Raw genomic sequence first — 25,801 nt, forward strand, 5'->3', positions numbered from 1 at the left:
ACAATAAAACGCCGCAGGTTAAAATGGCCTGCGGCGTTATAGTTTACTGCGATTCAACCTTTACTCAGCTTTAGTCTTTGGTACTCCGCGCGGCAATAATGGCGTCGGCAACATTACGTGGCGCTTCGGCATAGTGTTTGAACTCCATGGTGTAAGTTGCACGGCCTTGTGACATGGAACGTAGCACGGTGGAGTAGCCGAACATTTCGGATAACGGCACTTCGGCACGGATAATTTTCCCGCCACCGATCATTTCTTCCATCCCTTGCACCAGGCCCCGACGAGAGGAAAGGTCGCCCATCACATTACCGGCGTACTCTTCTGGTGTCTCCACTTCCACACTCATCACTGGCTCCAGAATCACCGGTGAGGCGAGTTTGGCGGCGTCTTTAAAACCAAAAATCGCGGCCATTTTAAACGCCAATTCCGATGAATCCACTTCGTGATAGGAACCGAACGTCAAGGTGACTTTCACATCCACCACCGGATAACCGGCCAGCACACCAGTATTAGTGGCTTCGAGCACACCTTTTTCGACGGCTCCGATAAACTCACGCGGCACCACGCCGCCTTTAGTCGCATCAACAAAGGCAAAGCCGCTACCTGTGGGTTGTGGTTCGAGGGTGAAAACCACATGACCATATTGCCCTTTCCCTCCGGACTGGCGCACGAATTTACCTTCAACGTCGGTTACGGTTTTGCGCACGGTTTCACGGTAGGTCACCTGCGGTTTACCGATATTGGCTTCGACACCGAACTCACGTTTCATGCGGTCAACAATGATTTCCAGATGCAACTCACCCATACCGGAGATAATGGTCTGGCCGGACTCTTCGTCAGTACGAATACGGAAAGACGGATCTTCTGACGCCAACCGTTGCAACGCGATCCCCATTTTTTCCTGATCGGCTTTGGTCTTTGGTTCAATCGCCTGCGAAATCACCGGCTCTGGGAATTCCATGCGCACCAGGGTAATGACGGCATCCGGGTCGCACAGGGTTTCTCCGGTGGTGACATCTTTCAACCCCACACAAGCGGCGATATCACCAGCGCGGATTTCATCCACTTCTATCCGGTTATTGGCGTGCATTTGGACGATGCGGCCAATACGCTCTTTCTTACCGCGAATCGGGTTGTACACGCTGTCACCTTTGCTCAGTACGCCGGAATAAACTCGCACAAAGGTTAGCTGGCCGACGTAAGGGTCAGTCATCAGTTTGAACGCCAGCGCCGAGAAATTTTCATTATCATCGGCGCGGCGACTGACGTCGTTGCCATCTTCATCGGTGCCACTGACCGGCGGAATATCCACTGGCGAGGGCATCAATTCAACTACCGCATCAAGCATCCGTTGCACGCCTTTATTCTTAAAGGCACTGCCGCACAGCATTGGCTGGATTTCGCCGGCAATGGTACGCATACGCAGCCCTTGGGTGATTTCATCCACCGTCAGGTCGCCTGTCTCCAGATATTTTGTCATCAACGCTTCAGAGGCTTCAGCCGCCTCGGAGGCCATTTCCTCACGCCACTCATTGGCGGTTGCCAGTAAGTTTTCCGGAATTGGCTCATAGCTAAACGTCATGCCCTGAGAGGCTTCATCCCAGATAATGGCACGCATCAGCCGTAAATCGACCACGCCAGTAAAGTGCTCTTCACTGCCGATGGGAATCACAATTGGCACTGGATTGGCTTTCAGACGATCAATCATCATCTGGCGTACGCGGAAAAAATCAGCGCCCGGACGGTCCATTTTATTGACGAATGCCAGCCGTGGAACCCGGTATTTATTGGCCTGACGCCAGACGGTTTCCGATTGTGGCTGCACACCACCGACCGCGTCATACACCATGACTGCACCGTCGAGTACCCGCATGGAGCGTTCCACCTCAATGGTGAAATCCACGTGCCCGGGGGTGTCGATAATATTAATGCGGTGCTCGGGTAAGGTTCTGTCCATCCCTTGCCAGAAGCAGGTCACGGCAGCCGATGTAATGGTAATGCCACGTTCCTGCTCCTGAGCCATCCAGTCAGTTGTCGCACCACCATCATGCACCTCCCCCAGCTTATGACTGACGCCGGTGTAGAATAAAATACGCTCAGTGGTGGTGGTTTTACCGGCGTCGATATGGGCGGAGATACCGATGTTGCGATAGCGCTCGATAGGAGTTTTACGTGCCATATTAAGTCCTTAAAAGATAATGGCAATTTCGGGGCGGGCGGTTTGCTGCTCTGCCGGGAAGTTGTTGGTTTATGTTTTACGTTACTGTTTACCTTCATATGATCGTGATCAGTATATTCTAATTGTACGAATATACACGTACAATTTAATTATTAGTTCTTAAATTGTGCAACAATAGCCGCGAGTAATGCCTGAGGTGGCAGCGTAGTACTAGACTTATTTGTAGGGTCAGCATGGGGAATAGGCTATATTGCCGCGCGCTAAGAGCGTGTCGCAGTAGCCGAATCAGGCAGTTTGGCCTGTCACTTATTTATAGGAATACTATGATTGCAAATCATCCTGAGCGTGAGCAGATCCGGCTGGAAAATGTGCTGACGGCTTTAGGTAATCCGTTGCGGTTGGCAGTAGTGCGCAGGCTGGCAGCGGGGGGAGAACATGCCTGTGGTACTTTGGTACACGGCTTATCTAAATCCACGCTGACCCATCACTGGCGGGTGCTGCGGGAAAGTGGTGTTATCTGGCAACGCCCTTGTGGGCGCGAGAGTTTGCTGTCACTGCGGCGTGATGATATCGATGCCCGCTTCCCAGGCTTGCTGGATGTATTGTTGAGTGTGGTGGAGAATGATGCGACCACTGATGAGTCGACAGCGAAGCATCTGTCGAAGTGAATTGAGTCATTGAGTGGTAATAATATTGACGACAAAATTTCGATTATGATCACATTTTTATTGCGAGCAAGAGTGTGAGATTTGTCCTTATGTGCAGCATTACGCGCAAAAAAAGCCCCGATATCAATCATCAGGGCCGATTTCACTCAGTTTATTTAGCCGCAACGATTACATCTTGATGCCTGAATCTGCTGGAAGAAATCATTACCTTTATCATCCACCAGGATAAAGGCCGGGAAGTCTTCCACTTCAATCTTCCAAATAGCTTCCATACCCAGCTCAGGGTACTCCACACATTCCAAACTCTTGATACTGTTTTGCGCCAGGACGGCTGCGGGGCCGCCAATGCTGCCCAGATAGAAGCCGCCGTGCTTGTGGCAAGCATCGGTGACTTGCTGGCTGCGGTTGCCTTTTGCCAACATGATCATACTGCCGCCGTGGGATTGCAGCAGATCAACGTAGGAGTCCATGCGCCCAGCGGTGGTGGGGCCTAGTGAACCAGAAGCATAACCTTCCGGGGTTTTCGCAGGCCCCGCGTAGTAGATCGGATGATCTTTAATGTATTGCGGTAAACCTTCGCCGTTATCCAGCCGTTCTTTTAATTTGGCATGAGCAATATCACGGCCAACAATAATAGTGCCGGTCAGCGACAGGCGGGTTGATACCGGATACTGTGACAGCTCTTTTAAGATATCGGCCATCGGGCGGTTAAGATCGATTTTAACCACTTTGCCTTCGGTGCTATGGCGCAGGTGCTCAGGGATATATTTTCCTGGGTTTTGCTCCAATTTCTCCAGCCAGATACCTTTGCGGTTAATTTTACCTTTGATATTCCGGTCAGCAGAGCAGGAAACCCCCATGCCGACTGGGCAGGAGGCTCCGTGACGCGGCAAACGCACCACCCGCACATCATGCGCAAAGTATTTACCACCAAATTGCGCGCCCAGACCCAAATCCTGTGCGGCTTCCAGCAGTTCTTGCTCCAATTGGATATCACGGAAAGCTTGCCCGTGCTCATTGCCCTCAGTTGGCAGACCATCGTAATACTTGGTGGAAGCCAGTTTAACGGTTTTGAGCGTGCTTTCAGCCGAGGTGCCGCCAATAACAAAGGCGATATGGTATGGCGGGCAGGCAGCCGTACCCAAGGTGCGCATTTTCTCAACCAGATAGTCTTTCAATTTCCCCGGAGAGAGCAGAGCCTTAGTTTCCTGATACAAGTAAGTCTTATTCGCCGAACCACCGCCTTTGGTGACAAATAAGAATTTGTAATCTTCACCTTCGGTACTGTACAGATCGATTTGCGCTGGCAGGTTGGTGCCGGTGTTCACTTCTTGGTACATATCCAGCGCCGCGTTTTGCGAGTAGCGCAGGTTGTCTTCAATGAACGTGTTATATACGCCGCGCGACAGTGCCTCGGCATCATTCCCGCCGGTCCAAACGCGCTGGCCTTTTTTCCCCACGATAATGGCGGTGCCGGTATCCTGACAGGTCGGTAAAATCCCTTTGGCGGAGATTTCAGAATTGCGCAGGAATTGCAGGGCTACGTATTTATCGTTTTCGCTGGCTTGTGGGTCATCCAAAATGGCCGCAACTTGTTTTTGGTGAGCGGGGCGGAGCAGGAACGAGGCATCGTGAAAAGCATGTTGGGCGAGGAGAGTCAGGGCTTCTGGCTCGACTTTCAGCATGTCGTGGCCTTCAAACTGTGTGACCGAAACATGATTATTACTGACAAGGTAATACTCAGTATCGTCTTCCTTTAACGGGAAGGGATCCTGATAGTGGAACGGTTTGTTTGACATATTTTTCTCACATTCAACATCAGTTAGCGAAAGTGTTCGGTAACAGAAACAATCGTTAGTGGAACCAAGCCGATATTTTTTGTTTCCCCTTCGAACTTGAAGCCACTGGGGGTTAGCGGCGTTCACTCACCCTACGGGCCAGCACAAGCGCTGTTCAAACCGCTCTCCGACCGATTTGTCATTTACTTGCCGCCTACCTGCCGCTGCAATCTCTTTGGGGATATGACTTTAACAAGAATTTTACTATAGATTGTCGGTGCGAGGCGATGGCTCCGCCCTGTTTATAAAGGGTGGATCTCATTTTCCGCACTTATCGATGGTGCTGGCAGGATGATGGTGGGACACTGACCGACTGCCAATATCTAACGCTGCAATAAGCCTGTTTTTTATCGCTAAATTCTGCATGTCACACAGTTACATGACAGTGTTCAGCGCCTCGGTGGTGCGCTTAAATTTCTCAATGTGTGTTCTTAACATTGAGTTTTTTTCCGCATTGGGCACCACATGTACCGGCTATTTCTATGGCCCTATTGTTTGCCCCGCCTGATGGCGACTACGCCACAGGGCGTTATTCAGCATCGATATTCGAAATAACCTGTTCAACATCATCAAGTGTGCCGATTTTCACTTCGCCGGTTCTGCACATCTTACTTTTATCAATCAGCAAAATGGATTGTGTGGCGCGCTTAAGGATCATGGTCTTGAATTCGGCATTAAATGGGTTGGAATCCCACATAATGCCGTCAGTATCGATACCCTCACATGAGAAGATAAACAGGTCAATTTCGATAGTTTTCAGTAACGAAAAAAGAGCCGGATTCACATAACAGGCATATTTGCGTTGTAACTGCCCCCCGGCACTGATCAATTCGATATTTTGGTGTTTCGCCAATTCCTGACAAATTCGCACACTGTTGGTAAACACCGTGATATCAATATCCGGCAGTTTTTTGGCTAAATACCAGCAGGTGGAACTGGCATCCAGTGCTATCACCATTCCACTATCAATCAGAGATAAAGCATGTGCGGCAATGCTGGCTTTGCTGGAGAGATGGCTTTTCAGACGGGTGGTGAAAGGATCACCACTGTCTTTAGTGGCGCGTTTAATGCTTTTGGCTCGCCCGTGCTGGCGGATGATCAAGCCTTGCGTCTGGAGTTCATTCAGGTCGCGGCGAATAGTTTCCTGACTGACCGCAAGTAAGTTAGCCAAGTCTGCCGTCGTCAGCGTTTCATGCTGTTTGATATGTTGCAGGATTTCCTGGTGACGGGACGCTTTCATGATCTTCTCCATCAGCGATGCCATGTATCTTATGCCAGATTAATACCAGCACTAAATACATGGCTAAAGGCGTGAGGTTACGTGATCATCGATTTAAAAAACAGGCGTCACCCCCTTCTTTAATAGAATATTGCCATACTTGGCGGTCTCTCCTGTGATGACGATCGCAAATGCTTGTTCGGCGCGTTGGTAAAAGGCATAGCGGTCAATGCGCTCTACCGGCAAGGGGTTTTCTGTGCCGAAGAGGGCGTGTAAATAGCGTTTCTCCACTGAAGCATCCAGCGTGTCGCCATCGACTGCCGCCATCATCACCAGTGGCGGGGCATAACTGTCTAATTCGAATAAAGGGATGGTGGCCTGCAACAAGGCACTGACCGATAGCCCATCGGCATGAATCACTTGCGGCCCACCATTTTTACCAATGGCATGGGCGGGGAAATGGGCATCAGAGAAAATTATTTCATCGCCGTGGCCCATTTCTGCCAATGTTTTTAGCAGTTGTGGTGACAACAGTGGCGAGATGGTTTTAAGCATGACACTCTCCTTTTAGCGATATAGTCGCAGCCATCGCGGTAATTGCCTGATAAAGCGGCTGTTGGTCGCCTGGCTGATAATATTGATAGTGATAATTGACCTGTGCGCGGGCCTCTTCAGCACTGGCGTAATAACCTGTTGCGTGCCAGGCAAACAGCGCCGCCCCCAGCACGGTTGTTTCAGACTCATCAATAACTTTGACGGGCAGATTTAGCACGTCGGCTTTGATCTGGTTCCACAGTGCATTGCGGCTGCCACCACCGACTAACAGCAATTCCCGAGTACGGAACTCACCAATCCTTTCCAGCACCGCCAGGTTATCTTTCAATTGCCAGGCAAGACTTTCTAATGCGGATCGGTAAAAGTGCCCACGTCGGCTCGACAGCGAAACACCTTGCCAACCGCCGGACAAGTTATGGTGCGAGTTTCCCAGCAAGTTACAATCCATGCGCATGCCCTCAGCACCGGGTGCAATAGTGGTCGCTTCGGCAATCATCTGCTGATAAACGTTGGCACAGGCATCGTCATGCCAATAGAGTTGGCGGACCCACTCCAACACGCCAGAGGCTAGCCACTGTAAACCGGGGTTAAATAAGCGCGGGCAACTATCCAACTCACAGGTCGAACCGGCAAATTGTGGCAGCAGGGTGGTATTCACATTCGGCGTGCGCACCATCAAAATTTCCCAAGTGCCGGATGACAGTACCGGTTGGTCTAAATCTGCACCTGAACCAAATAAAGCGAATTGAGTATCGTGACCGGCTGAAATCACCGGTAAACCTGCCGGTAACCCCAGGTCGGAGGCGATGCCCGGTAACAACTGGCCGATGATTTCCCCTGCGGCGACCATCGGAGGGAATAAATCGGCCTGAATACCTATCTTTTGTAAAATAGCGCTACTGAATTGTTCTTGTTTCACATCTAACAACTGGCTGGTGCCAGCCATCGTGCGATCCGTGGTAAATTCCCCGGTGAGGCGCTGGTTAATCAATGATGAAATAAATAGCCAGGCGTGGGCCTGCTTGACTAAATCTGGCCGATTCTCTTGCAGCCAAATTAGCTTGTATAAGGTGTTAAAGCTGAACTGACCAATGCCGGATATCTGCTGTAGTTTTTCGGCAGACATATAGCGGGTAATATCGTCCATGACCGCCACTGTGCGCGGGCACTTCCAACTGATAATCGGGTACAGCATGTTGCCACTGGCGTCGACTAAAGCGCCGTCCACGCCAAAGGTGGTTACGGTCACCGCGTGGATCTTGCATTGAGAGATCTGCGGCAATAGTTGGCGGCAGCACTGGGCAAAACTCTGCAAAATGCCCTCCAGCGGCCACAATTGCCATTGCGGATTGGCCGGATCGGGCTGGCTGTGGTTTGGCTGAACGGCTTTGGCCACCACGACACCTTGAGGATTGACTGCAATCGCCCGGATGTTGGTTGCGCCGCAATCTAAAACGATGACCACATCGCGCTTCATAAAGGCTCCTGTCACTCGCACCAAGGGGCTTTCCTCTTGGTTTGATGTTATTAGCCGTCTGATAAGAGCCGCTTCCCTGCGACCTTACTCAAACACCGTATTATTTTTTATATAATGGGCCGTAATTCTGGCAAGCACGGTAATCCTGTCCTTCAATATCCATACCGTGTGCACCCCAAGCCGTTGGCCGGTAAACACTTTCTTCTTCCACGTTATGCATGCAAACCGGAATACGCAGCATCGATGCCAATGTAATCAAGTCGGCACCCACATGGCCGATAGTCAGTACGCCGTGGTTAGCCCCCCAGTTCGCCATTACCGAATACACATCACTGAATGGCCCTTTGCCAGTCAGGCGTGGGGCAAACCAGGTTGTTGGCCAGCTTGAATCGGTGCGTTTATCCAGCGTGTCATGCACCGATTTTGGCAGCTCAACACTCCAGCCTTCAGCAATTTGCAATACTGGCCCGACTCCCTTAATCAGGTTGATACGGCTCATGGTAAATGGCACACCACCCCGAGTCAGGAAGCGTGAAGAGAAGCCACCGCCACGGAAGTATTCATGGATAGCCGGGCACCATTCAGTCGCCGCCAAACAGGCATCGGCTTCTTGCTGGCTGACTTGCCAGTGTGGTTTGATGGTGGGTTTACCCTGCGCATCGTTTTGGCAACAAGTGCCATCCAGTGCGGCGGAACCCGAGTTAATCAAGTGGATAATGCCGTGTTCGGCTGCTCCTTCAAGTTGATGCCCTGTTACCCGTAATACTGCTTCCGGTGACCAATAGGTACGCACATCGGCAAAGATTTGTGCGGTGCCGGTGAGGGTATGACCAAACAGCATCGCCACTCCATTTAGGCTGTCATTTTCGGTGGCGATAACCATAGGTTTACGCACCCCGTTCCAGTCAAATGAACTGTTCAACAGTGCTTCGGCGGTATCACCGTTCGGGTATTGATCCGTCCAGTGACGCTGCCCCTGGAAACCGGCCGCGATGGCGTTATAACCCAAGGCTTCTTCACCAAAACCTTTGGCTGCCAGCTTAGCGTTACCTTGCATCATATCGCGGATACAAATGGCCATTTGCAGGCTTTCCCGCAGAACCGCGCGGCTGCTTTGTGGTGAGCGGCGATACTGTTCGGCATTTTTATCTGGCCCGAACTTGAAGTTGTTATCGGCCCAGGATAACGCCAGTTCCAGTTCTTGCTCATCATAGATTTTGTGATCAATACGGCGGCGCAATTCAGTCATATCAACCGCTTGCACTTTCATCCCTAACCAGGATTCAAAGAAGTTATGGTCAACGATGGAGCCGGCAATCCCCATAGAGACGCCCCCCAGTGACAGGTAGCTTTTGCCTTTCAAGCTGACGACGGCTAACCCTGCACGGGTGAAACGCAGCAGCTTTTCTTGCACATCGGCGGGGATACGGGTGTCATTGGCATCCTGTACGTCATGGCCGTAAATTGAGAACGCGGGTAGGCCTTTCTGATTATGTGCTGCCAGTGCCGCTGCCAGATAAACGGCTCCTGGGCGTTCGGTGCCATTAAAGCCCCAAATAGCCTTCGGACGGAATGGGTCCATATCAATGGTTTCGCTGCCGTAGCACCAGCAAGGTGTCACGGTAATGGTCAGCCCGATATTCTGTGCGCTGAATTTATCATCACAAGCGGCAGATTCTGCCATGCCAGCAATACAGGTATCAGCAATGACGCATTCAACAGGGGTTCCACACGGATGGCGCACCACTTCTTGCAGAAATTCTGCGGTGGCACGAGCCATTTTCATGGTTTGTTCTTCCAGCGATTCACGCACCCCCATTCTACGGCCATCAATAACTGGACGAATGCCAATTTTTGGTAATTGAATTGTCTTTTTCATAATAGATCCTTATGTTCTGTAGCAAATTTAATTTATCAGTCGCCCGCGAAATTAATTCGTAGGTACAGTTTTGAACTTGGCGAAAATAAAAATAATAGCGAAGCACAGTGCCGGAATAAGTTCTGCTGTCGGTATATTTCCCGCTGCATCACTGACCAGCCCCATAATAGGTGTCACAATACCACCACCGACAATAGTCATTACAATGATGGACGCACCATATTTGGTGTCTTGATTTAGATTCTTAATGCCTAAAGAGAAAATGGTAGGGTACTGTATTGACATAAACATGCTGCATAATGTCAGCGCTAATAATCCAATATGTCCCCCAAAGGTTGCCGAGATAATACAAAGTAACATTGAAATTAATGCATAAGCGGCTAATACTTTCTCAGGCGCAAAGCGGGTAATTAACCAAGTCCCACTGAATCGGCCGATAAAGAAACACACCATAGTGGCCGTTAAATAATTAGCAGCATATCCGGGTGTGACATTTGGCAGTTCTTCTATAGCATAGCGAATTAAATAACTCCAACAGGCTGTTTGTGCGCCGACATAACAGAACTGCGCTAATACTGCCCAGCGCCAGTGGGTTATTTTTAATAAACGTGGTAATGATGCAAAGAAAGAGCCATTGTGCGTGTCATCAGACTCGCTTTTTATTGCAGGGAACCGAGTGATAAGAATTAATAGCGCAACAAAAATAACCACTGCCACAATAATCAAATAGGGTAGTTGTACCGCTTTGACCAAGCTATGGTGATAACTATTCAAATCCTCAACCGACAATTTATCTAATGCTTCCTGTGTCTGATGGGGGACATTGGAGAGGATTAAGCTTTGCCCAAATACCACGGCGATAATGGCACCAAAGGAGTTAAATGTCTGCGCCAGGTTGATCCGAAAATGGCCGGTTTTCTCAGGCCCTAATACGGTAACGAAGGGGTTGGCGGCTGTTTCCAGGCAACCCAAACCGGCTGCGATGATGAATAAACCGATTAAAAACAAAGTGTAATCCATCGTCTCTGCGGCAGGCCAAAACAGGGCTGCGCCAAAGGCGTAGAACAGAAGACCGGTGATGATCCCCGCTTTATAACTGAATCTTTTCATCAAGATGCCAGCCGGGATGGGGATCAGGAAATAACCGAAATAGAATGAGGATTGAATCAGGCCAGCCTGAAAATTGGTTAGCGTAAATGCCTGCTGAAACTGAGGTAATAAAATATCATTTAGGTTGTTTGCTACTGCCCAAAGAAAGAACAGCGAGCACAGCAACGCGAAAGGAATCAGATATCTTTTTTTATTTGCCGACTCGTCACTTACCGAGGCGGAAATTTTGGTGCTATCTGTTTGTATTAAAATATTTCCCATGGTGCCCTCGTCAGATACTTCACTCGTTCGAAAGTTCGTAATATTCGACGGAAATTTTTTGTTTAATGAATGATATTTCTCTCTGGTCGACATGAATTGTCTGAGTCCAAATTAAAATATCCTCATTGCGTTAAGTCCCGTTCTTTATAAGGTAAAAATAGCTAAAAAGTATGAGCTGAATCACATTGATAACTCAATGCTGATATTTTGTGATGGTAATCACTTTAAATAAAAACAATTCATGACCGTTTGAAATGAATTGTGTTTCAAATACACACAGCTAATGACCGATTATTTTATTTCTGTCACAAACGGTCAATTAGTCATAAATATATATGTAAATGGATATTTGACCGTTTAGTCATATTGTATTTTCAAACGGACATTTTATAAAAATAAACAATACTTAAATCGGCATTAAACAATGAATACTTATGACCTGGCTCACACTTTTGCGTGCTTCATTTTTTACTTTAATTAAATGAGCGAAAAATATGTCTCATATTCACGATTGTTAACCCAATACATTATTTAATGCATTTTTACATTTAGATATTTGCATCCCAGGAGAGGAACAAATGAAAAAAGAAGCATTGGCGCGCGACATTATTAATACCTGCCTTGAAATGACCCGCTTAGGCCTGAATCAGGGAACGGCTGGTAATGTTAGCGTGCGCTATCAAGAGGGTTTTTTGATTACGCCGTCCGGTATTGCTTATGACAAGCTCACCGAGTCACATATTGTTTATATTGATGCCGACGGTCACCACGAGGCGGGCAAAGTTCCTTCCAGTGAATGGCGCTTTCATCAGGCCGTTTACCAAACCCGGCCCGATGCTAATGCTGTGGTGCACAACCATTCAGTTCATTGCACGGCAGTTTCGATTCTAAATCGTCCGATTCCTGCCATTCATTACATGATTGCTGCTGCGGGTGGCGATGATATCCCGTGTGCGCCATATGCCACCTTTGGCACCAAAGCGCTTTCTGAACATGTCGCTGTGGCGATGAAAAATCGTAAAGCCACTTTGTTGCAGCATCATGGCCTGATTGCTTGTGAAGAAAACCTGGCGAAAGCACTGTGGTTGGCCCATGAGGTGGAGGTTTTGGCCACATTGCTACTGGCGATTTTACCGATTGTTGATGAGGTGCCGGTGTTATCGAAAGAAGAGATCAGTGTGGTATTGGAGAAATTCAAAACCTACGGTTTGCGGGTTGAAGACTAGCTTGTGGCTAAAAATAGCAGGTGGACAAAAACACTGAGGAATCAATCATGAATAGAATGATTTTAAATGAAACGGCGTGGTTTGGTCGTGGCTCATTGGCGGCATTGACCGATGAGGTTACCCAGCGGGGTTATCAAAAAGCATTGGTCGTCACGGATAAAATGCTGCTCGAATGTGGTGTGGCGACCCGTTTAATCAGTCGCCTGGAACAGGCCGGTTTGGATTTCGCCATTTTTGATGCCGTTAAACCCAATCCGACGATCAGTATTGTGCAACAAGGAGTAGATGTTTTTCGCCAAAGTGGGGCGGATTACCTGATAGCCCTGGGGGGCGGCTCGCCACAGGATACCTGCAAAGCTATTGGTATTATTATCAATAACCCTGAGTTTGCCGATGTGCGTAGTCTGGAAGGTGTTGCAAATACCCGTAAACCTTGCGTACCTATTCTCGCTATCCCTACCACTGCCGGGACGGCTGCGGAAGTGACCATTAATTATGTGATTACTGACGAAGAGCGGCGGCGTAAATTTGTTTGCGTCGATCCTCATGCCATTCCCGCCGTAGCATTTATTGATGCCGATATGATGGACAGCATGCCCGCGGCGCTAAAAGCGGCGACCGGGGTTGATGCGTTAACCCATGCTATTGAGGGATATTTGACCAAAGGCGCTTGGGAACTGACCGATACTTTGCATCTCAAAGCCATTGAGATTATCAGCCGTTCCCTGCGCGCAGCAGTAAAAGGTGATGCCACAGCGAGCGAAGATATGGCGCTTGGGCAATATATTGCCGGTATGGGCTTTTCCAATGTGGGGTTAGGATTGGTCCACGGCATGGCTCACCCGCTTGGGGCGTTTTACAACATGCCACATGGCGTAGCTAATGCCATTTTATTGCCTTATATCATGCGCTATAACGCGGCTTATACCGGTGAGCGCTTCCGTCAAATCGCAGTGGCGATGGGGCTGGATAATGCATCAAGTTTGCCGCTGGATCAGGTGCGCGAGCAAACCATTCAGGCGGTATTTGCACTGAATCGTGATATTGGTATCCCAGCTTCTCTCAGTGCTGTTGGGATGCGGGCTGATGATATTCCCGCACTGGCGGTTGCAGCCTTTGCCGATGTCTGCACGGGGGGCAATCCGCGTGAAGCCTCGGTTGATGAGATTATGACGCTTTATCATCAAGCTTGCTGAAAGAACGGTTATTCGTCACAAATTGGTTATAAAGTCATGAGGAAAGTTTAATCCTCATGACTTTATTGATACCAAACAACTCCCGCCCTACCCAAAAGGGGTAGGGTCAATGGCTGCGGGAAGGTCGATTTAATATCCTAACTATAACAACGGCTATAACTGAGCCACTGCGCTCTGCCTTAACCATCCCTCCCGCTGAATAACTCATTTTTTTGAATTAATCGGATTTCATCCTTTGCGATGTTCTCCTTTTTCTGGAATGCAACCAAGTGGGAGTCTTATGAAAGAGACCAACCAATCCCGACTGTTAACGGCAGAAATTACGCGCCGAAAACTTGTCCAAACGACAGTCGTCGGCGGCCTTGCCGTGGCAACCGGGGCGTTTTCGCTGCCGTTTTCCCGCACCGCACAGGCTGTTCAATCTGCAATAAACCCGGCTAATGATGGCAAAGTGATATGGAGTGCTTGCACCGTTAACTGCGGCAGCCGTTGCCCACTACGGATGCATGTGGTTGATGGGGAAATTAAATACGTCGAAACGGATAATACCGGTGACGATGATTTTGAGGGTTTGCATCAGGTGCGTGCCTGTTTACGCGGCCGCTCAATGCGTCGGCGGGTGTATAACCCCGACCGATTGAAATACCCAATGAAACGCGTGGGCGCACGCGGGGAAGGCAAGTTTAAACGTATTTCATGGGATGAGGCGTTTGATACCCTCGCTGCCAGCATGAAAAGCATCATTAATGAGTATGGAAATGAAGCCATCTATTTGAACTACGGCACGGGAACGCTAGGCGGCACTATGACTCGCTCGTGGCCACCGGGTTCAACCTTATTGGCCCGATTGATGAATTGCTGCGGCGGCTATCTTAATCATTATGGCGATTACAGCACCGCACAGATTGCAGCCGGTCTGAATTATACCTATGGCGGTTGGGCCGACGGTAATAGCCCATCAGACATTGAAAACAGCAAACTGGTGGTGTTGTTTGGCAACAACCCCGGCGAAACCCGGATGAGCGGAGGCGGCGTCACTTATTATCTGGAGCAGGCACGGGAGAAGTCTAACGCCAAAATGATTGTTATTGATCCGCGTTATACCGATACCGCCGCAGGCCGTGAGGATGAATGGATTCCGCTGCGGCCGGGGACGGATGCTGCACTGGCCTGCGCACTGGCTTATGTCATGATCAGCGAGAATCTGGTGGATCATCCGTTCCTCGATAAATATTGCGTGGGCTATGACGAGAAAACCCTCCCCGAAGGTGCGCCGAAGAATAGTCATTATAAAGCCTATATTTTAGGGCAGGGCACAGATAAAACCGCCAAAACGCCACAGTGGGCGGAGGCTATCACCGGTATTCCTGCCGCAAAAATAATTAAGTTGGGCCGCGAAATCGGCTCGGTGAAACCCGCTTATATCGCGCAGGGGTGGGGGCCACAGCGCCATGCTAACGGCGAAAATACCAGTCGCGCAATTGCCATGCTGGCTATCTTGACCGGTAACGTGGGGATCAATGGTGGTAATTCTGGGGCGCGTGAAGGTTCCTATGGCCTGCCGTTTGTCCGAATGCCGACGTTGGAAAATCCAATTAAAACCAGCATTTCGATGTTTTTGTGGACTGATGCCATTGAGCGCGGCCCTGAAATGACCGCGACCCGCGACGGAGTCCGGGGTAAAGATAAGCTGGATGTACCCATCAAGTTTATCTGGAACTATGCCAGCAACTGCCTGATTAACCAGCATTCAGATATCAATCGCACTCATAATATTCTGCAAGATGATAAGAAATGCGAAATGATTGTGGTCATCGATAACCATATGACCTCGTCAGCTCAATATGCCGATATCATTCTGCCAGATTGTACCGCTTCCGAGCAGATGGACTTCTGCCTCGATGCATCGAGTGGCAACATGGCATATGTGATCTTCGCCGATCAGGTCATCAAACCGCGCTTTGAGTGCAAAAACATCTATGAAATGACCCGTGAGTTGGCAAAACGTATGGGGGTGGAGCAGCAATTTACCGAAGGGCGCACACAAGAGGGCTGGCTGCGTCATCTCTATCAGCAATCACAGGAAGCCATTCCTGAACTGCCTTCTTTTGAGGAATTCCGCGAACAGGGCATTTTCAAAAAACGCGATCCGGCAGGGCATCATGTTGCCTATAAAGCCTTCCGCGCCGATCCGGTTGCTAACCCGCTCACCACGCCATCGGGCAAAATTGAAATCTACTCTGCCGAGTTAGCGCAAATTGCCGCGACCTGGGAGCTACAACCGGATGATGTTATTGACCCGCTGCCAGTGTATGCCGCGGGATTCGAAAGTTTTGACGATCCCCTAAACCAGAAGTATCCATTACAACTCACCGGGTTCCATTACAAAGCCCGAACTCACTCGACTTACGGCAACGTCGAGGTACTGAAAGCCGCTTGCCGTCAGGAAATGTGGATTAACCCACTCGATGCCAGAGAACGCGACATCAAAAATGGCGATATGGTGCGGATATTCAATGGCCGTGGCGAAGTTCAGATTAACGCCAAAGTCACGCCGCGCATGATGCCGGGCGTTGTGGCACTGGGGGAAGGGGCGTGGTACAGCCCGGATGAAAATCGCATCGACAGAGCGGGTAGTATCAACGTATTGACCACACAGCGCCCTTCTCCGTTGGCTAAAGGGAACCCATCCCATACCAACCTCGTTCAAGTTACCAAGGCATAAGGAGCTGACTGATGACTACGCAATATGGTTTTTACATCGACTCCAGCCGGTGCACGGGATGCAAAACTTGCGAGCTGGCTTGCAAAGATTTCAAAAACTTATCAACCGATGTGAGCTTCCGGCGCATTTACGAATATGCCGGAGGTGACTGGCAGCAGGCTAACGGCGCATGGCACCAGAATGTGTTCGCTTACTATCTTTCTATTGCCTGCAACCACTGTAGTGACCCCGCCTGTACCAAAGTGTGCCCGACTGGCGCGATGCATAAGCGCGATGATGGTTTTGTGGTAGTGAACGAGGATATTTGTATCGGTTGCCGTTACTGCCATATGGCCTGCCCGTATGGTGCGCCGCAGTACGACGAAGCAAAAGGGCATATGACCAAGTGTGACGGCTGCTATGAGAGAGTCGCCGCCGGTAAGAAGCCGATTTGTGTCGACTCCTGCCCATTACGAGCGCTGGATATGGCACCTATCGATGAGCTGCGTGAGAAATACGGTGAATTGGCCGAAGTTGCTCCGCTGCCTGCCGCGCATTTCACCTTACCGAATATTGTCGTGAAACCGAATGCCAACAGCCGCCCGGTCAGAGATACCACCGGTCATCTGGCAAATCCGAAGGAGGTATAGCATGGGTATGGGATGGCATGAATGGCCACTGATGGTCTTTACGGTACTGGGGCAGTGCGTAGTCGGAGGCTTTATTGTTCTTGGGCTGGCATTGATATTTGGCGGTTTGAGTCGTGGGCAACAACAGCGTGTTCACCGCAGCATGTTTGCGTTGTGGATATTGATGGCCTTGGCTTTCATTGCCTCGACACTGCATTTGGGTTCGCCCATGCGAGCATTCAACTCGTTAAATCGGGTCGGAGAATCGGCGCTGAGTAATGAGATAGCCGCCGGTTCGGTGTTCTTTGCCGTAGCGGGTTTTTACTGGTTGCTGGCGATTTTGGATAAGATGCCCGCGCTGCTTGGTAAAATCTGGTTGGTGGTGGCAATGATGCTGGGCGTGGTATTCGTTTATGCCATGTGTCGGGTTTACTCCATTGATACAGTACCCACCTGGGATAACCTTTATACCCCGCTGGGCTTCGTGCTGACCGTCTTTATTGGCGGGCCAATGTTGGGTTATTTACTGCTGCAATGGGCGGATATCAATGGGCGGGCGATGCTACAGCTGCCGATGATCAGTGTGTTAGCGCTGATTATCAGTCTCGCCAGTGTCATTACGCAGGCCGCGAGTTTGCCGCTGATTTACAGCTCGGTGCAGCAAGCCTCTCAGCTCATCCCTGATTACGGCACCTTGATGGTCTGGCGTTTAGTGTTGCTGGTATTAGGATTAGGCTGTTGGATTTGCCCCTTAATTCGAGGGCGCACACCTATGACACTGGGGATGATATTTGTCATGTTATTGATTATTGTCGCTGAATTGATTGGCCGCGGCGTGTTTTACGGGCTGCATATGACGGTAGGAATGACATGATTTATCAGCAGATTGCATTGACAGGCCGGGTGTTGGGCGCACTGTTTTATTGCGAGCCAGACAGCCCGGCATGCCATGATATTGTGGCGCAATTAAGTCATGGTTTATGGGCGGCACAGTGGCCTTATGGCTCGGAGCAGCAACGGCTAGCTATTGCGGCTTTACTGGCACAATCAGTAACCGAAGAAACGCGAGAAGAGGCTTGGCAACGGCTGTTTATTGGCCCTTATGCTTTGCCTGCGCCGCTTTGGGGTTCTGTTTATCTCGATAAAGAGAATGTGTTATTTGGTGATTCCACCTTAAAACTGCGTCACTGGATGGCGCAGCAGCAAGTGGAAGTAACATTGGATCAGGATGAGCCGGAAGATCAGTTTGGTTTAATGCTAATGATGGCAGCCTGGCTGGCAGAGCATCAACCAGCCGATTTACCCGAGTTACTGGCAGATTACTTACTGCCTTGGGGTTATCGCTATCTGGCTTTGCTGCAATCTGACGCCGGGCACCCGTTTTATCAAGGGCTGGCTCAACTGGCAACCCTGACGCTCACCCATTGGCAACATGAATTGCAGGTGACACCGGCAGCAGTTGAGTTATATCGCTAGTGCTAAAAGAATACATACCCCACTAACGGGTATTTCCCCAACTGATTAGCCCTTGCTTTCTTTGGCCCAGTCTTCTACTGGGGAGGCTGGAGCCATAGAAAATGCTTTATCGTTTGTCACTAAAATGGCTCCAATACTGGGCGCATGAGTAGCAATCAATTGATCCAGCGCCCCCATCACATGCCCTTTCTTTTCCATTTTTGCACGTAGTTTGCTGTAGCATTCTGCTGCCTCACTATCCCAGGTTTACAAGGTCACCGAGCCCAGAAAGGTTGCTACTGTTGTTTTTAGCGTTTTACCATTCCGTAGAGCAATTCAGCTTCTGTAATACTGGAGATACCGATATCTGAAAGTTTCACCTGTTGTATGTTTATCAAAACATTAGGGTGGCGTCGAAATAGATGGCTCACTGTATTTGTATCGAGTATGTCGATTGGCATTACTCTATTCCGTCGAATGGATCACGGCTTGTTGTAGCTTGCTGACGTTAATTAATACTAAGGAAATCAGCAGGTATTGATATCCCCATGTATGTCATGATTGGTGTTACTACTATTGATGTCTCCCTCCTGACAGGCTTTCTTCGGGTTTTTGTTCTGCTTCTGATTGGTCTGGCGGCGGCATAACATCGTGGATCATTTGCTCGTCAAAGCTAGGGTTTAGCGCCGGTGACAGCGGAGAACTGACCAGGCTGTCGGGTATAGCCATATGTGGCACAGGAGCATCGTTGACAAATTCATCCTGATCCTGTTTAACCGTCCTGCTCAGTGTAATGAGGCCAACACCGCATAACGCAAAGAACGCATACAGAATATTGCCACCCAGAGGTTGAATCAGTGCACCCACCACAAGCGGCCCAATACTGGCCCCGACACCAAATGACATCAGTAAACAAGCCGCCAGCGACACTCTACGCTCTGGTTCAATCAGATCATTAGCCAGGGCGACTACGAGCGGGTAAAGCGTGAATTGCAGCATACTGACGATAAACCCCAGCCCCAGTAAAAAATGGAAAGAAATATGGGGAACCAAAGCTAATGGCAGCGCGGTCAATGCCAGTAAGAGGGCATTAATACGAATTAACAGGGTTCGATTATACCGATCTGACAACCAGCTCAGTGGCAGTTGTGCGACTAACCCAGCAAAGATAGACAATGCCATAAATAGCCCGGTTTCTTGTGTTGATAGCGATTGCAGGCTGGCATAAACCGGGGCAAGACCATAAAACGAGCCAACAATCATGCCGATCACGAGTGTTGAAGCAAGCACTTTGGGAATCGAACCGATAAAGAATTTTAACTCCATCGGCGCGGGTGACATCTGCTGAGCATTACTGCGTGTCGTCAATGCAACTGGCACCAGACACAGGGCAAAAAACAAGGCAATAATCATGAGAGTGCTTAAACCCAGCTCAGGTTGAAGCATCAATACGACCTGGCCCAATGCCATACCGGCATAGGTTGCCGCCATATAAAAGCCAAACACGGTGCCGCGCTGGTTAGACTCCGCTTGATCATTTAGCCAGCTTTCTAACACCATAAACTGACACATCATACAGAGACCAATAATCAAGCGTAGAACCACCCAGGCAGGGATATATTCCGTAAGGCCATGACTTAATACCGCAGCCGTAATAATACCCGCACAGGCTACGTAGGTACGGATATGGCCTACCCGAGCTATCAGGAAGTGGCCGACTTTGCCTCCAATCACCAAACCAATATAATTTGCAGCGATGATTGCCCCGATTAATGCGCCGGAAACATGGATGGCAGTCAAGCGTAACGAGATATAGGTGGTTAATAAACCTGACCCTAATAGCATCAGCACCGTCGCGCTATAGAGGGGGAAGAAGGCGTTGAGAATCTTTTTCACTGTCACGTCCTAAGTTCATCATGCCGGTGAATTACCGGTACTCCAAATGTCGCCAGTCGCATCTTCTTTATTTGGATACTAACAGCTAAGCCCCTGAGGTAAAGCTTTGTACGGGAATGTACTTTTTTTCATTACATCCTGCGAGACGTTTCGCATAACTAACAGCGGCCACTATTACGAGCGAAAGAAGTGTTATTATCGGCCAGAGGAAAATTAACTAAAATAGGGGCAACAATGAGCGAGAAACAATTACGCCAGCTCAGTATTGCTATTGGGGGTAAGCTTAAACAGCGGGCTGCTTGGGTGACCTGTGCTGAATCCTGTACTGGAGGCTGGGTTGCTAAAGCATTGACTGATATCGCGGGCAGTTCAGCCTATTTTGACCGCGGCTTTGTCACGTACAGCAATGCGGCAAAACATGATTTACTGGGTGTAAAAGAAAGCACTTTAGCCGAGTATGGCGCAGTCAGTGAAGCTGTTGTTCGGGAAATGGCATGGGGTGCATTGCGAGCGGCTAATGCAGACTTCGCGGTATCGATAAGCGGAATTGCCGGGCCTGATGGTGGCACTGCGGAGAAACCGGTAGGCACTGTGTGGTTCGCTTTTGCGACGCGTGACGGTCAGGCTAGTGCAAAAAAACAAATATTCTCCGGTGATCGTGACGAAGTCAGGCTGCAAGCGGCTGTTTTCGCACTACAAACACTATTCGATGATTTTCTGTAAAAATAGGCTTGATACTGTATGATTGTACAGTATAATTAGCGGTAATTTCCTGCACAAAACAACATTCAGTGGTGATGACAGGGGCAACCCGGCATCCCAGAGAGGGAGTAAAAATGGCTATTGATGAGAATAAACAAAAGGCGTTAGCAGCAGCACTGGGCCAAATTGAAAAACAATTCGGCAAAGGCTCTATCATGCGCCTTGGCGAAGACCGCTCAATGGATGTTGAAACCATCTCTACCGGTTCACTTTCTCTTGATATCGCGTTGGGGGCGGGTGGTTTACCAATGGGGCGTATCGTTGAGATTTATGGCCCTGAATCATCTGGTAAAACGACACTGACGTTACAGGTTATTGCCTCTGCGCAGCGTGAAGGCAAAACTTGCGCATTTATCGATGCGGAACATGCTCTTGACCCAATTTATGCTAAAAAGTTAGGCGTAGATATTGATAACTTACTGTGTTCTCAGCCAGATACCGGCGAGCAAGCACTGGAAATCTGTGATGCGCTGACTCGTTCGGGCGCAGTTGACGTTATCATCGTCGACTCCGTAGCTGCATTAACACCAAAAGCTGAAATTGAAGGTGAAATCGGTGACTCTCACATGGGCCTTGCGGCACGTATGATGAGCCAGGCGATGCGTAAGCTTGCTGGTAACCTAAAAAATGCAAATACCTTACTGATCTTTATCAACCAGATTCGTATGAAAATCGGCGTTATGTTTGGTAACCCTGAAACCACGACTGGCGGTAATGCCCTGAAATTTTATGCTTCGGTTCGTTTGGATATCCGCCGTATCGGTGCCGTGAAAGATGGTGATGTGGTCGTCGGTAGTGAAACCCGCGTTAAAGTAGTAAAAAACAAAATTGCAGCGCCATTTAAACAAGCTGAATTCCAGATTCTTTACGGCGAAGGCATCAATATTAACGGCGAACTCGTTGATTTAGGTGTTAAGCATAAACTGATTGAGAAAGCCGGTGCATGGTATAGCTACAACGGTGACAAGATTGGTCAGGGTAAAGCGAATGCCAGCAATTATTTAAAAGAAAATCCGGCAATTGCCGCTGAATTGGATAAAAAATTGCGTGAAATGCTACTCAATGGTGGCAATGGAGAGCAACCTGTTGTGGCTGTAGCAGCCTTGGCCGATGAAACTGACGAAACCAGCGAAGAGTTTTAATCTACAAGGTTATCGACCTGGTTGATAAATTAAGCAGTTAACAAGCGGCTCACTCAATAAGTGGGCCGTTTTAGTAAATGATGGTGAACATAGAGGCTTCAAGGTATGCCTATAACCAATATAATTGGAGTTGCAGCTAACACAGTGGTAACTTCAAGTAAGAAGGGTATATGAATGACCTGTTAAGTCGCGCGATGAGATTGCTATCTCAGCGTGACCATAGTGAATCTGAAGTGCGCCGTAAGCTGGCAGTACAGCCGTTTTCAGCAAAAGGAAATTGGGGGAAACGTACCCGCAATGAAAATAGCGACCCTGTTGCAGATATCACCCCTCAAATGATTGAACAAGTCATCGCTTACTGCTATCAACACGATTGGCTAGATGATTCCCGCTTTGCAACCAGTTATATCAATAGCCGTAGTCGGAAAGGATATGGGCCACAGCGTATCCATTCGGAATTGATGCAAAAAGGTGTCGCTAAAGAACGAATTCAGGCCGCTTTTGAAATCAGTGAGATCGACTGGTGCCAGCGGGCAAAAGAAGTTGCACAACGTAAATTTAGTGAAACTTTGCCTGTTGAATGGAAAGAAAAGGCCAAAGTTCAGCGTTATCTTCTCTATCGTGGCTTCTTTCAGGAAGAAATTCAGTCGATTTACAATGATTTTGACGAATGATTGCACGCGGGATTTTACTTCCCTCCTAAGAAAATTTATCTTATCCCCACTTTTTGTTCGTGAGCTTACCCACGGCGCTATCAATTATTGATACGCAATATGCTTACGGGCCATTCTTTTAGCTTGTTTCCGGGGCAATTATGAGCAAGAGCACCGCTGAGATTCGTCAAGCGTTTCTCGATTTCTTCCATAGCAAGGGACACCAGGTTGTATCAAGCAGCTCTTTGGTTCCTAATAATGACCCGACGCTATTGTTTACCAATGCGGGGATGAATCAGTTTAAGGACGTTTTCTTAGGTTTGGACAAACGGGCCTATTCTCGTGCAACCACTTCTCAGCGCTGTGTGCGTGCAGGTGGTAAGCATAACGATCTGGAAAACGTAGGTTATACCGCGCGTCATCACACATTCTTCGAAATGTTGGGTAACTTCAGCTTTGGTGATTACTTTAAACATGATGCTATCAGTTTTGCCTGGGAATTATTGACCGGCGAACAGTGGTTTAACTTACCGAAAGAAAAACTTTGGGTAACCGTCTATGAAACCGATGATGAAGCTTATGAAATCTGGGCTAACGAAGTTGGTGTTCCTTGTGAACGTATTATTCGTATCGGTGATAACAAAGGTGGTGCTTTTGCGTCAGATAACTTCTGGCAAATGGGGGATACCGGTCCTTGCGGCCCATGTACAGAGATTTTCTTTGATCATGGTGACCATATTTGGGGTGGGCCTCCAGGCTCTGCGCAAGAAGATGGTGATCGCTATATCGAGATCTGGAACATCGTCTTCATGCAGTTTAACCGCCAGTCTGATGGCACCATGCTGCCATTGCCTAAGCCATCGGTTGATACCGGTATGGGGCTTGAGCGTATTGCTGCGGTATTACAACATGTTAACTCCAACTACGAAATTGACCTGTTCCGCGATTTGATTAAAGCGGTAGCGGAAGTTACGGGTGCGGCTGACCTTTCCAGCAAATCGCTGAGAGTCATTGCCGACCATATCCGCTCTTGTGCTTTCCTGATTTCTGATGGGGTAATTCCGTCGAATGAAAACCGTGGCTATGTTTTACGTCGCATCATTCGTCGTGCCATTCGTCACGGAAATATGTTGGGTGCGAAAGAGACTTTCTTCTACAAGTTGGTTGCGCCATTAATCGCCGTTATGGGGCCTGCCGCTGATGAGCTAAAACAGCAACAGGCAATGGTTGAGCAAGTGCTGAAAACCGAAGAAGAGCAGTTTGCTCGCACATTGGAACGCGGTTTAGCCCTGCTGGATGAAGAACTTAGCAAACTGACCGGTGATACCCTTGATGGTGAAACCGCTTTCCGCCTGTATGACACCTACGGTTTCCCGGTTGATTTAACCGCTGATGTTTGCCGTGAGCGCAATCTGAAAGTGGATGAAGCTGGCTTTGAGCAAGCAATGGAAGCTCAGCGCCGCCGAGCCCGTGAGTCCAGCGGTTTCGGTGCCGATTATAACAGCTTAATCCGCGTCGATAGCGCAAGCCAGTTCTCGGGCTATGACCATGTTCATCAGCAGGCAACCGTGACTGCGTTGTTCCGCAATGGTGAAGCTGTTGATGAGATTCATGCAGGTGAAGAGGCCGTTGTTGTTCTGAACCAAACGCCATTCTACGGTGAGTCTGGTGGTCAGGTTGGCGATAAAGGCGAACTGAAAAATGCGACTGCGGTCTTTACTGTGGTGGACACTCAGAAATACGGCCAGGCTATTGGTCATCTGGGCCAATTGACTCAAGGTACTTTGCGGGTTAATCACAGTGTTGACGCTCAAGTGGATGTCGCTCGCCGTAATCGCATTCGCCTGAACCACTCAGCAACTCACTTACTGCACGCAGCTCTACGTAAGACCTTGGGTGAGCATGTGGCGCAGAAAGGTTCGTTGGTTAATGACAAATATCTACGTTTCGACTTTTCTCATTTTGAAGCGATGAAGCCAGAACAGATCCGTCAGGTAGAAGATCTGGTGAATGAGCAGATTCGCCGTAACTTGCCAGTTGAAACTGAAGTTATGGAACTGGATACTGCGAAAGAAAAAGGTGCGATGGCACTGTTTGGCGAGAAGTATGACGACCAGGTTCGTGTTTTGACTATGGGCGATTTCTCTACCGAACTTTGCGGTGGTATCCATGCCAGCCGTACCGGTGATATTGGTCTGTTCCGTATCTTGTCAGAGTCAGGAACGGCTGCGGGTATCCGTCGTATTGAAGCGGTGACCGGTGAAGGTGCTATTGCGCAACTACATCAGCAAAGTGACCTGCTACAGGATGTTGCTCATCTGGTGAAAGGTGATACCCATAATCTGGCAGATAAAGTTCGTGCGGTGCTGGATCGCAGTAAAATGCTTGAACGTGAACTCCAACAGCTAAAAGATCAGCAGGCAGCTCAGGAAAGTGCGTCTTTGTCTTCCAGCGCTAAATTGGTCAAAGGGGCGAAGCTGTTAGTCAGTCAGTTGGATAATGTTGAACCAAAAATGCTGCGGACTATGGTTGATGATCTTAAAAATCAACTGGGTTCAGCCATTATTGTTCTGGCAACGGCCGCAGACGATAAGGTGAGCTTGATTGTTGGTGTGACCAAAGATCTGACGGGCAAAGTGAAAGCGGGTGAGCTAATCGCTGATATTGCCCAACAGGTAGGCGGTAAAGGTGGTGGACGCCCTGATATGGCTCAGGCTGGCGGTACTGATGTGCAAGCATTGCCATCAGCATTAGCGAGCGTAGAGGCATGGGTAGCGTCTCGGTTGTAAATAAATAATGATCTATTAAATCAATGCGCCATATCTCTGTACCAGGTATGGCGTTTTTCGATTTTCCTGTCATAGTTCGAAAACAAAGTTAAACGCAAAGTTGTTTGCTTCAGCTAAACTTGTATTAGTTAGAGACTCGACCAAGCTACTTACATTTTATGTG

General features: G+C 48.9%; 20 protein-coding genes. 11 read left to right on the forward strand and 9 right to left on the reverse strand.

All coding sequences use genetic code 11. The annotated features are described in order from the left end of the window. Window positions 1–70: 70 nt before the first annotated feature. On the reverse strand, window positions 71–2,179 hold the full coding sequence (gene fusA / locus YALDO0001_RS06710; protein WP_004701220.1) for an elongation factor G: 2,109 nt from the start codon (window positions 2,177–2,179) through the stop codon (window positions 71–73). Between the two features lie 323 nt (window positions 2,180–2,502). Here fusA and YALDO0001_RS06715 point away from each other — a divergent pair, with 323 nt between their 5' ends. Then, window positions 2,503–2,847, forward strand: a complete 345-nt coding sequence (locus YALDO0001_RS06715; RefSeq protein WP_004701222.1) for an ArsR/SmtB family transcription factor — start codon at window positions 2,503–2,505, stop codon at window positions 2,845–2,847. Window positions 2,848–3,002: 155 nt separating this feature from the next. On the opposite strand, the gene fumA is transcribed toward YALDO0001_RS06715, so the two are convergent. The 6 genes from fumA to fucP all read right to left on the reverse strand — a co-directional run bounded on the left by fumA (window position 3,003) and on the right by fucP (window position 11,186). Further along, window positions 3,003–4,646, reverse strand: coding sequence for a class I fumarate hydratase FumA (gene fumA, locus YALDO0001_RS06720; RefSeq protein WP_004701223.1), 1,644 nt, complete (start codon window positions 4,644–4,646; stop codon window positions 3,003–3,005). A 568-nt stretch (window positions 4,647–5,214) separates the two neighbouring features. Next, window positions 5,215–5,949 carry an L-fucose operon activator gene (gene fucR, locus YALDO0001_RS06725; RefSeq protein WP_004701227.1) on the reverse strand — a complete coding sequence of 245 codons (735 nt, stop codon included), beginning with the start codon at window positions 5,947–5,949 and terminating at the stop codon, window positions 5,215–5,217. A gap of 69 nt (window positions 5,950–6,018) precedes the next feature. Beyond that, window positions 6,019–6,459 carry an L-fucose mutarotase gene (fucU, locus tag YALDO0001_RS06730; RefSeq protein ID WP_042839510.1) on the reverse strand — a complete coding sequence of 147 codons (441 nt, stop codon included), beginning with the start codon at window positions 6,457–6,459 and terminating at the stop codon, window positions 6,019–6,021. Next, a complete protein-coding gene (gene fucK, locus YALDO0001_RS06735) occupies window positions 6,452–7,936 on the reverse strand; it encodes an L-fuculokinase (RefSeq protein ID WP_042839511.1) in 1,485 nt (494 codons plus the stop codon). The genes fucU and fucK overlap by 8 nt, the downstream gene beginning before the upstream one ends. A gap of 100 nt (window positions 7,937–8,036) precedes the next feature. Continuing rightward, window positions 8,037–9,815: an L-fucose isomerase gene (locus YALDO0001_RS06740; RefSeq protein WP_004701235.1), complete on the reverse strand. Its 1,779-nt coding sequence runs from the start codon at window positions 9,813–9,815 to the stop codon at window positions 8,037–8,039. A gap of 51 nt (window positions 9,816–9,866) precedes the next feature. Continuing rightward, entirely contained in the window at window positions 9,867–11,186 is a 1,320-nt protein-coding gene (gene fucP, locus YALDO0001_RS06745; RefSeq protein WP_004701236.1) for an L-fucose:H+ symporter permease, read from the reverse strand. 578 nt (window positions 11,187–11,764) lie between these two features. Between fucP and YALDO0001_RS06750 the strand changes: the two genes are divergently transcribed. The 6 genes from YALDO0001_RS06750 to dmsD all read left to right on the forward strand — a co-directional run bounded on the left by YALDO0001_RS06750 (window position 11,765) and on the right by dmsD (window position 18,417). Then, a complete protein-coding gene (locus YALDO0001_RS06750; RefSeq protein ID WP_004701238.1) occupies window positions 11,765–12,412 on the forward strand; it encodes an L-fuculose-phosphate aldolase in 648 nt (215 codons plus the stop codon). A 44-nt stretch (window positions 12,413–12,456) separates the two neighbouring features. Continuing rightward, window positions 12,457–13,608 (forward strand): lactaldehyde reductase, encoded by a 1,152-nt coding sequence (gene fucO / locus YALDO0001_RS06755; RefSeq protein ID WP_042839530.1) that lies wholly within the window; start codon window positions 12,457–12,459, stop codon window positions 13,606–13,608. Window positions 13,609–13,888: 280 nt separating this feature from the next. After that, window positions 13,889–16,333: a dimethylsulfoxide reductase subunit A gene (gene dmsA, locus YALDO0001_RS06760; protein WP_004701242.1), complete on the forward strand. Its 2,445-nt coding sequence runs from the start codon at window positions 13,889–13,891 to the stop codon at window positions 16,331–16,333. Window positions 16,334–16,344: 11 nt separating this feature from the next. Beyond that, on the forward strand, window positions 16,345–16,962 hold the full coding sequence (locus YALDO0001_RS06765; RefSeq protein WP_042839512.1) for a DMSO/selenate family reductase complex B subunit: 618 nt from the start codon (window positions 16,345–16,347) through the stop codon (window positions 16,960–16,962). A 1-nt stretch (window position 16,963) separates the two neighbouring features. Further along, window positions 16,964–17,815 carry a dimethyl sulfoxide reductase anchor subunit family protein gene (locus YALDO0001_RS06770; protein WP_004701246.1) on the forward strand — a complete coding sequence of 284 codons (852 nt, stop codon included), beginning with the start codon at window positions 16,964–16,966 and terminating at the stop codon, window positions 17,813–17,815. After that, entirely contained in the window at window positions 17,812–18,417 is a 606-nt protein-coding gene (gene dmsD, locus YALDO0001_RS06775) for a Tat proofreading chaperone DmsD (RefSeq protein WP_042839514.1), read from the forward strand. Before YALDO0001_RS06770 ends, dmsD begins: the two co-directional genes overlap by 4 nt. Before the next feature lie 45 nt (window positions 18,418–18,462). Here the strand turns inward: dmsD and YALDO0001_RS22335 are convergent, their stop codons facing one another. Continuing rightward, window positions 18,463–18,615: a PIN domain-containing protein gene (locus YALDO0001_RS22335; protein WP_004701250.1), complete on the reverse strand. Its 153-nt coding sequence runs from the start codon at window positions 18,613–18,615 to the stop codon at window positions 18,463–18,465. 354 nt (window positions 18,616–18,969) lie between these two features. Then, window positions 18,970–20,292 (reverse strand): MFS transporter, encoded by a 1,323-nt coding sequence (locus YALDO0001_RS06785; protein WP_042839515.1) that lies wholly within the window; start codon window positions 20,290–20,292, stop codon window positions 18,970–18,972. Window positions 20,293–20,526: 234 nt separating this feature from the next. Here YALDO0001_RS06785 and pncC point away from each other — a divergent pair, with 234 nt between their 5' ends. The 4 genes from pncC to alaS all read left to right on the forward strand — a co-directional run bounded on the left by pncC (window position 20,527) and on the right by alaS (window position 25,638). Then, window positions 20,527–21,015, forward strand: coding sequence for a nicotinamide-nucleotide amidase (gene pncC / locus YALDO0001_RS06790; protein WP_042839516.1), 489 nt, complete (start codon window positions 20,527–20,529; stop codon window positions 21,013–21,015). A 113-nt stretch (window positions 21,016–21,128) separates the two neighbouring features. Then, window positions 21,129–22,196: a recombinase RecA gene (recA, locus tag YALDO0001_RS06795; RefSeq protein ID WP_004701256.1), complete on the forward strand. Its 1,068-nt coding sequence runs from the start codon at window positions 21,129–21,131 to the stop codon at window positions 22,194–22,196. Between the two features lie 170 nt (window positions 22,197–22,366). Then, window positions 22,367–22,870, forward strand: coding sequence for a recombination regulator RecX (gene recX, locus YALDO0001_RS06800; RefSeq protein WP_004701258.1), 504 nt, complete (start codon window positions 22,367–22,369; stop codon window positions 22,868–22,870). A 140-nt stretch (window positions 22,871–23,010) separates the two neighbouring features. Further along, window positions 23,011–25,638, forward strand: coding sequence for an alanine--tRNA ligase (gene alaS, locus YALDO0001_RS06805; RefSeq protein WP_042839517.1), 2,628 nt, complete (start codon window positions 23,011–23,013; stop codon window positions 25,636–25,638). Window positions 25,639–25,801 lie beyond the last annotated feature (163 nt).

The organism is Yersinia aldovae ATCC 35236, assembly GCF_000173735.1.
Taxonomy (GTDB): domain Bacteria; phylum Pseudomonadota; class Gammaproteobacteria; order Enterobacterales; family Enterobacteriaceae; genus Yersinia; species Yersinia aldovae.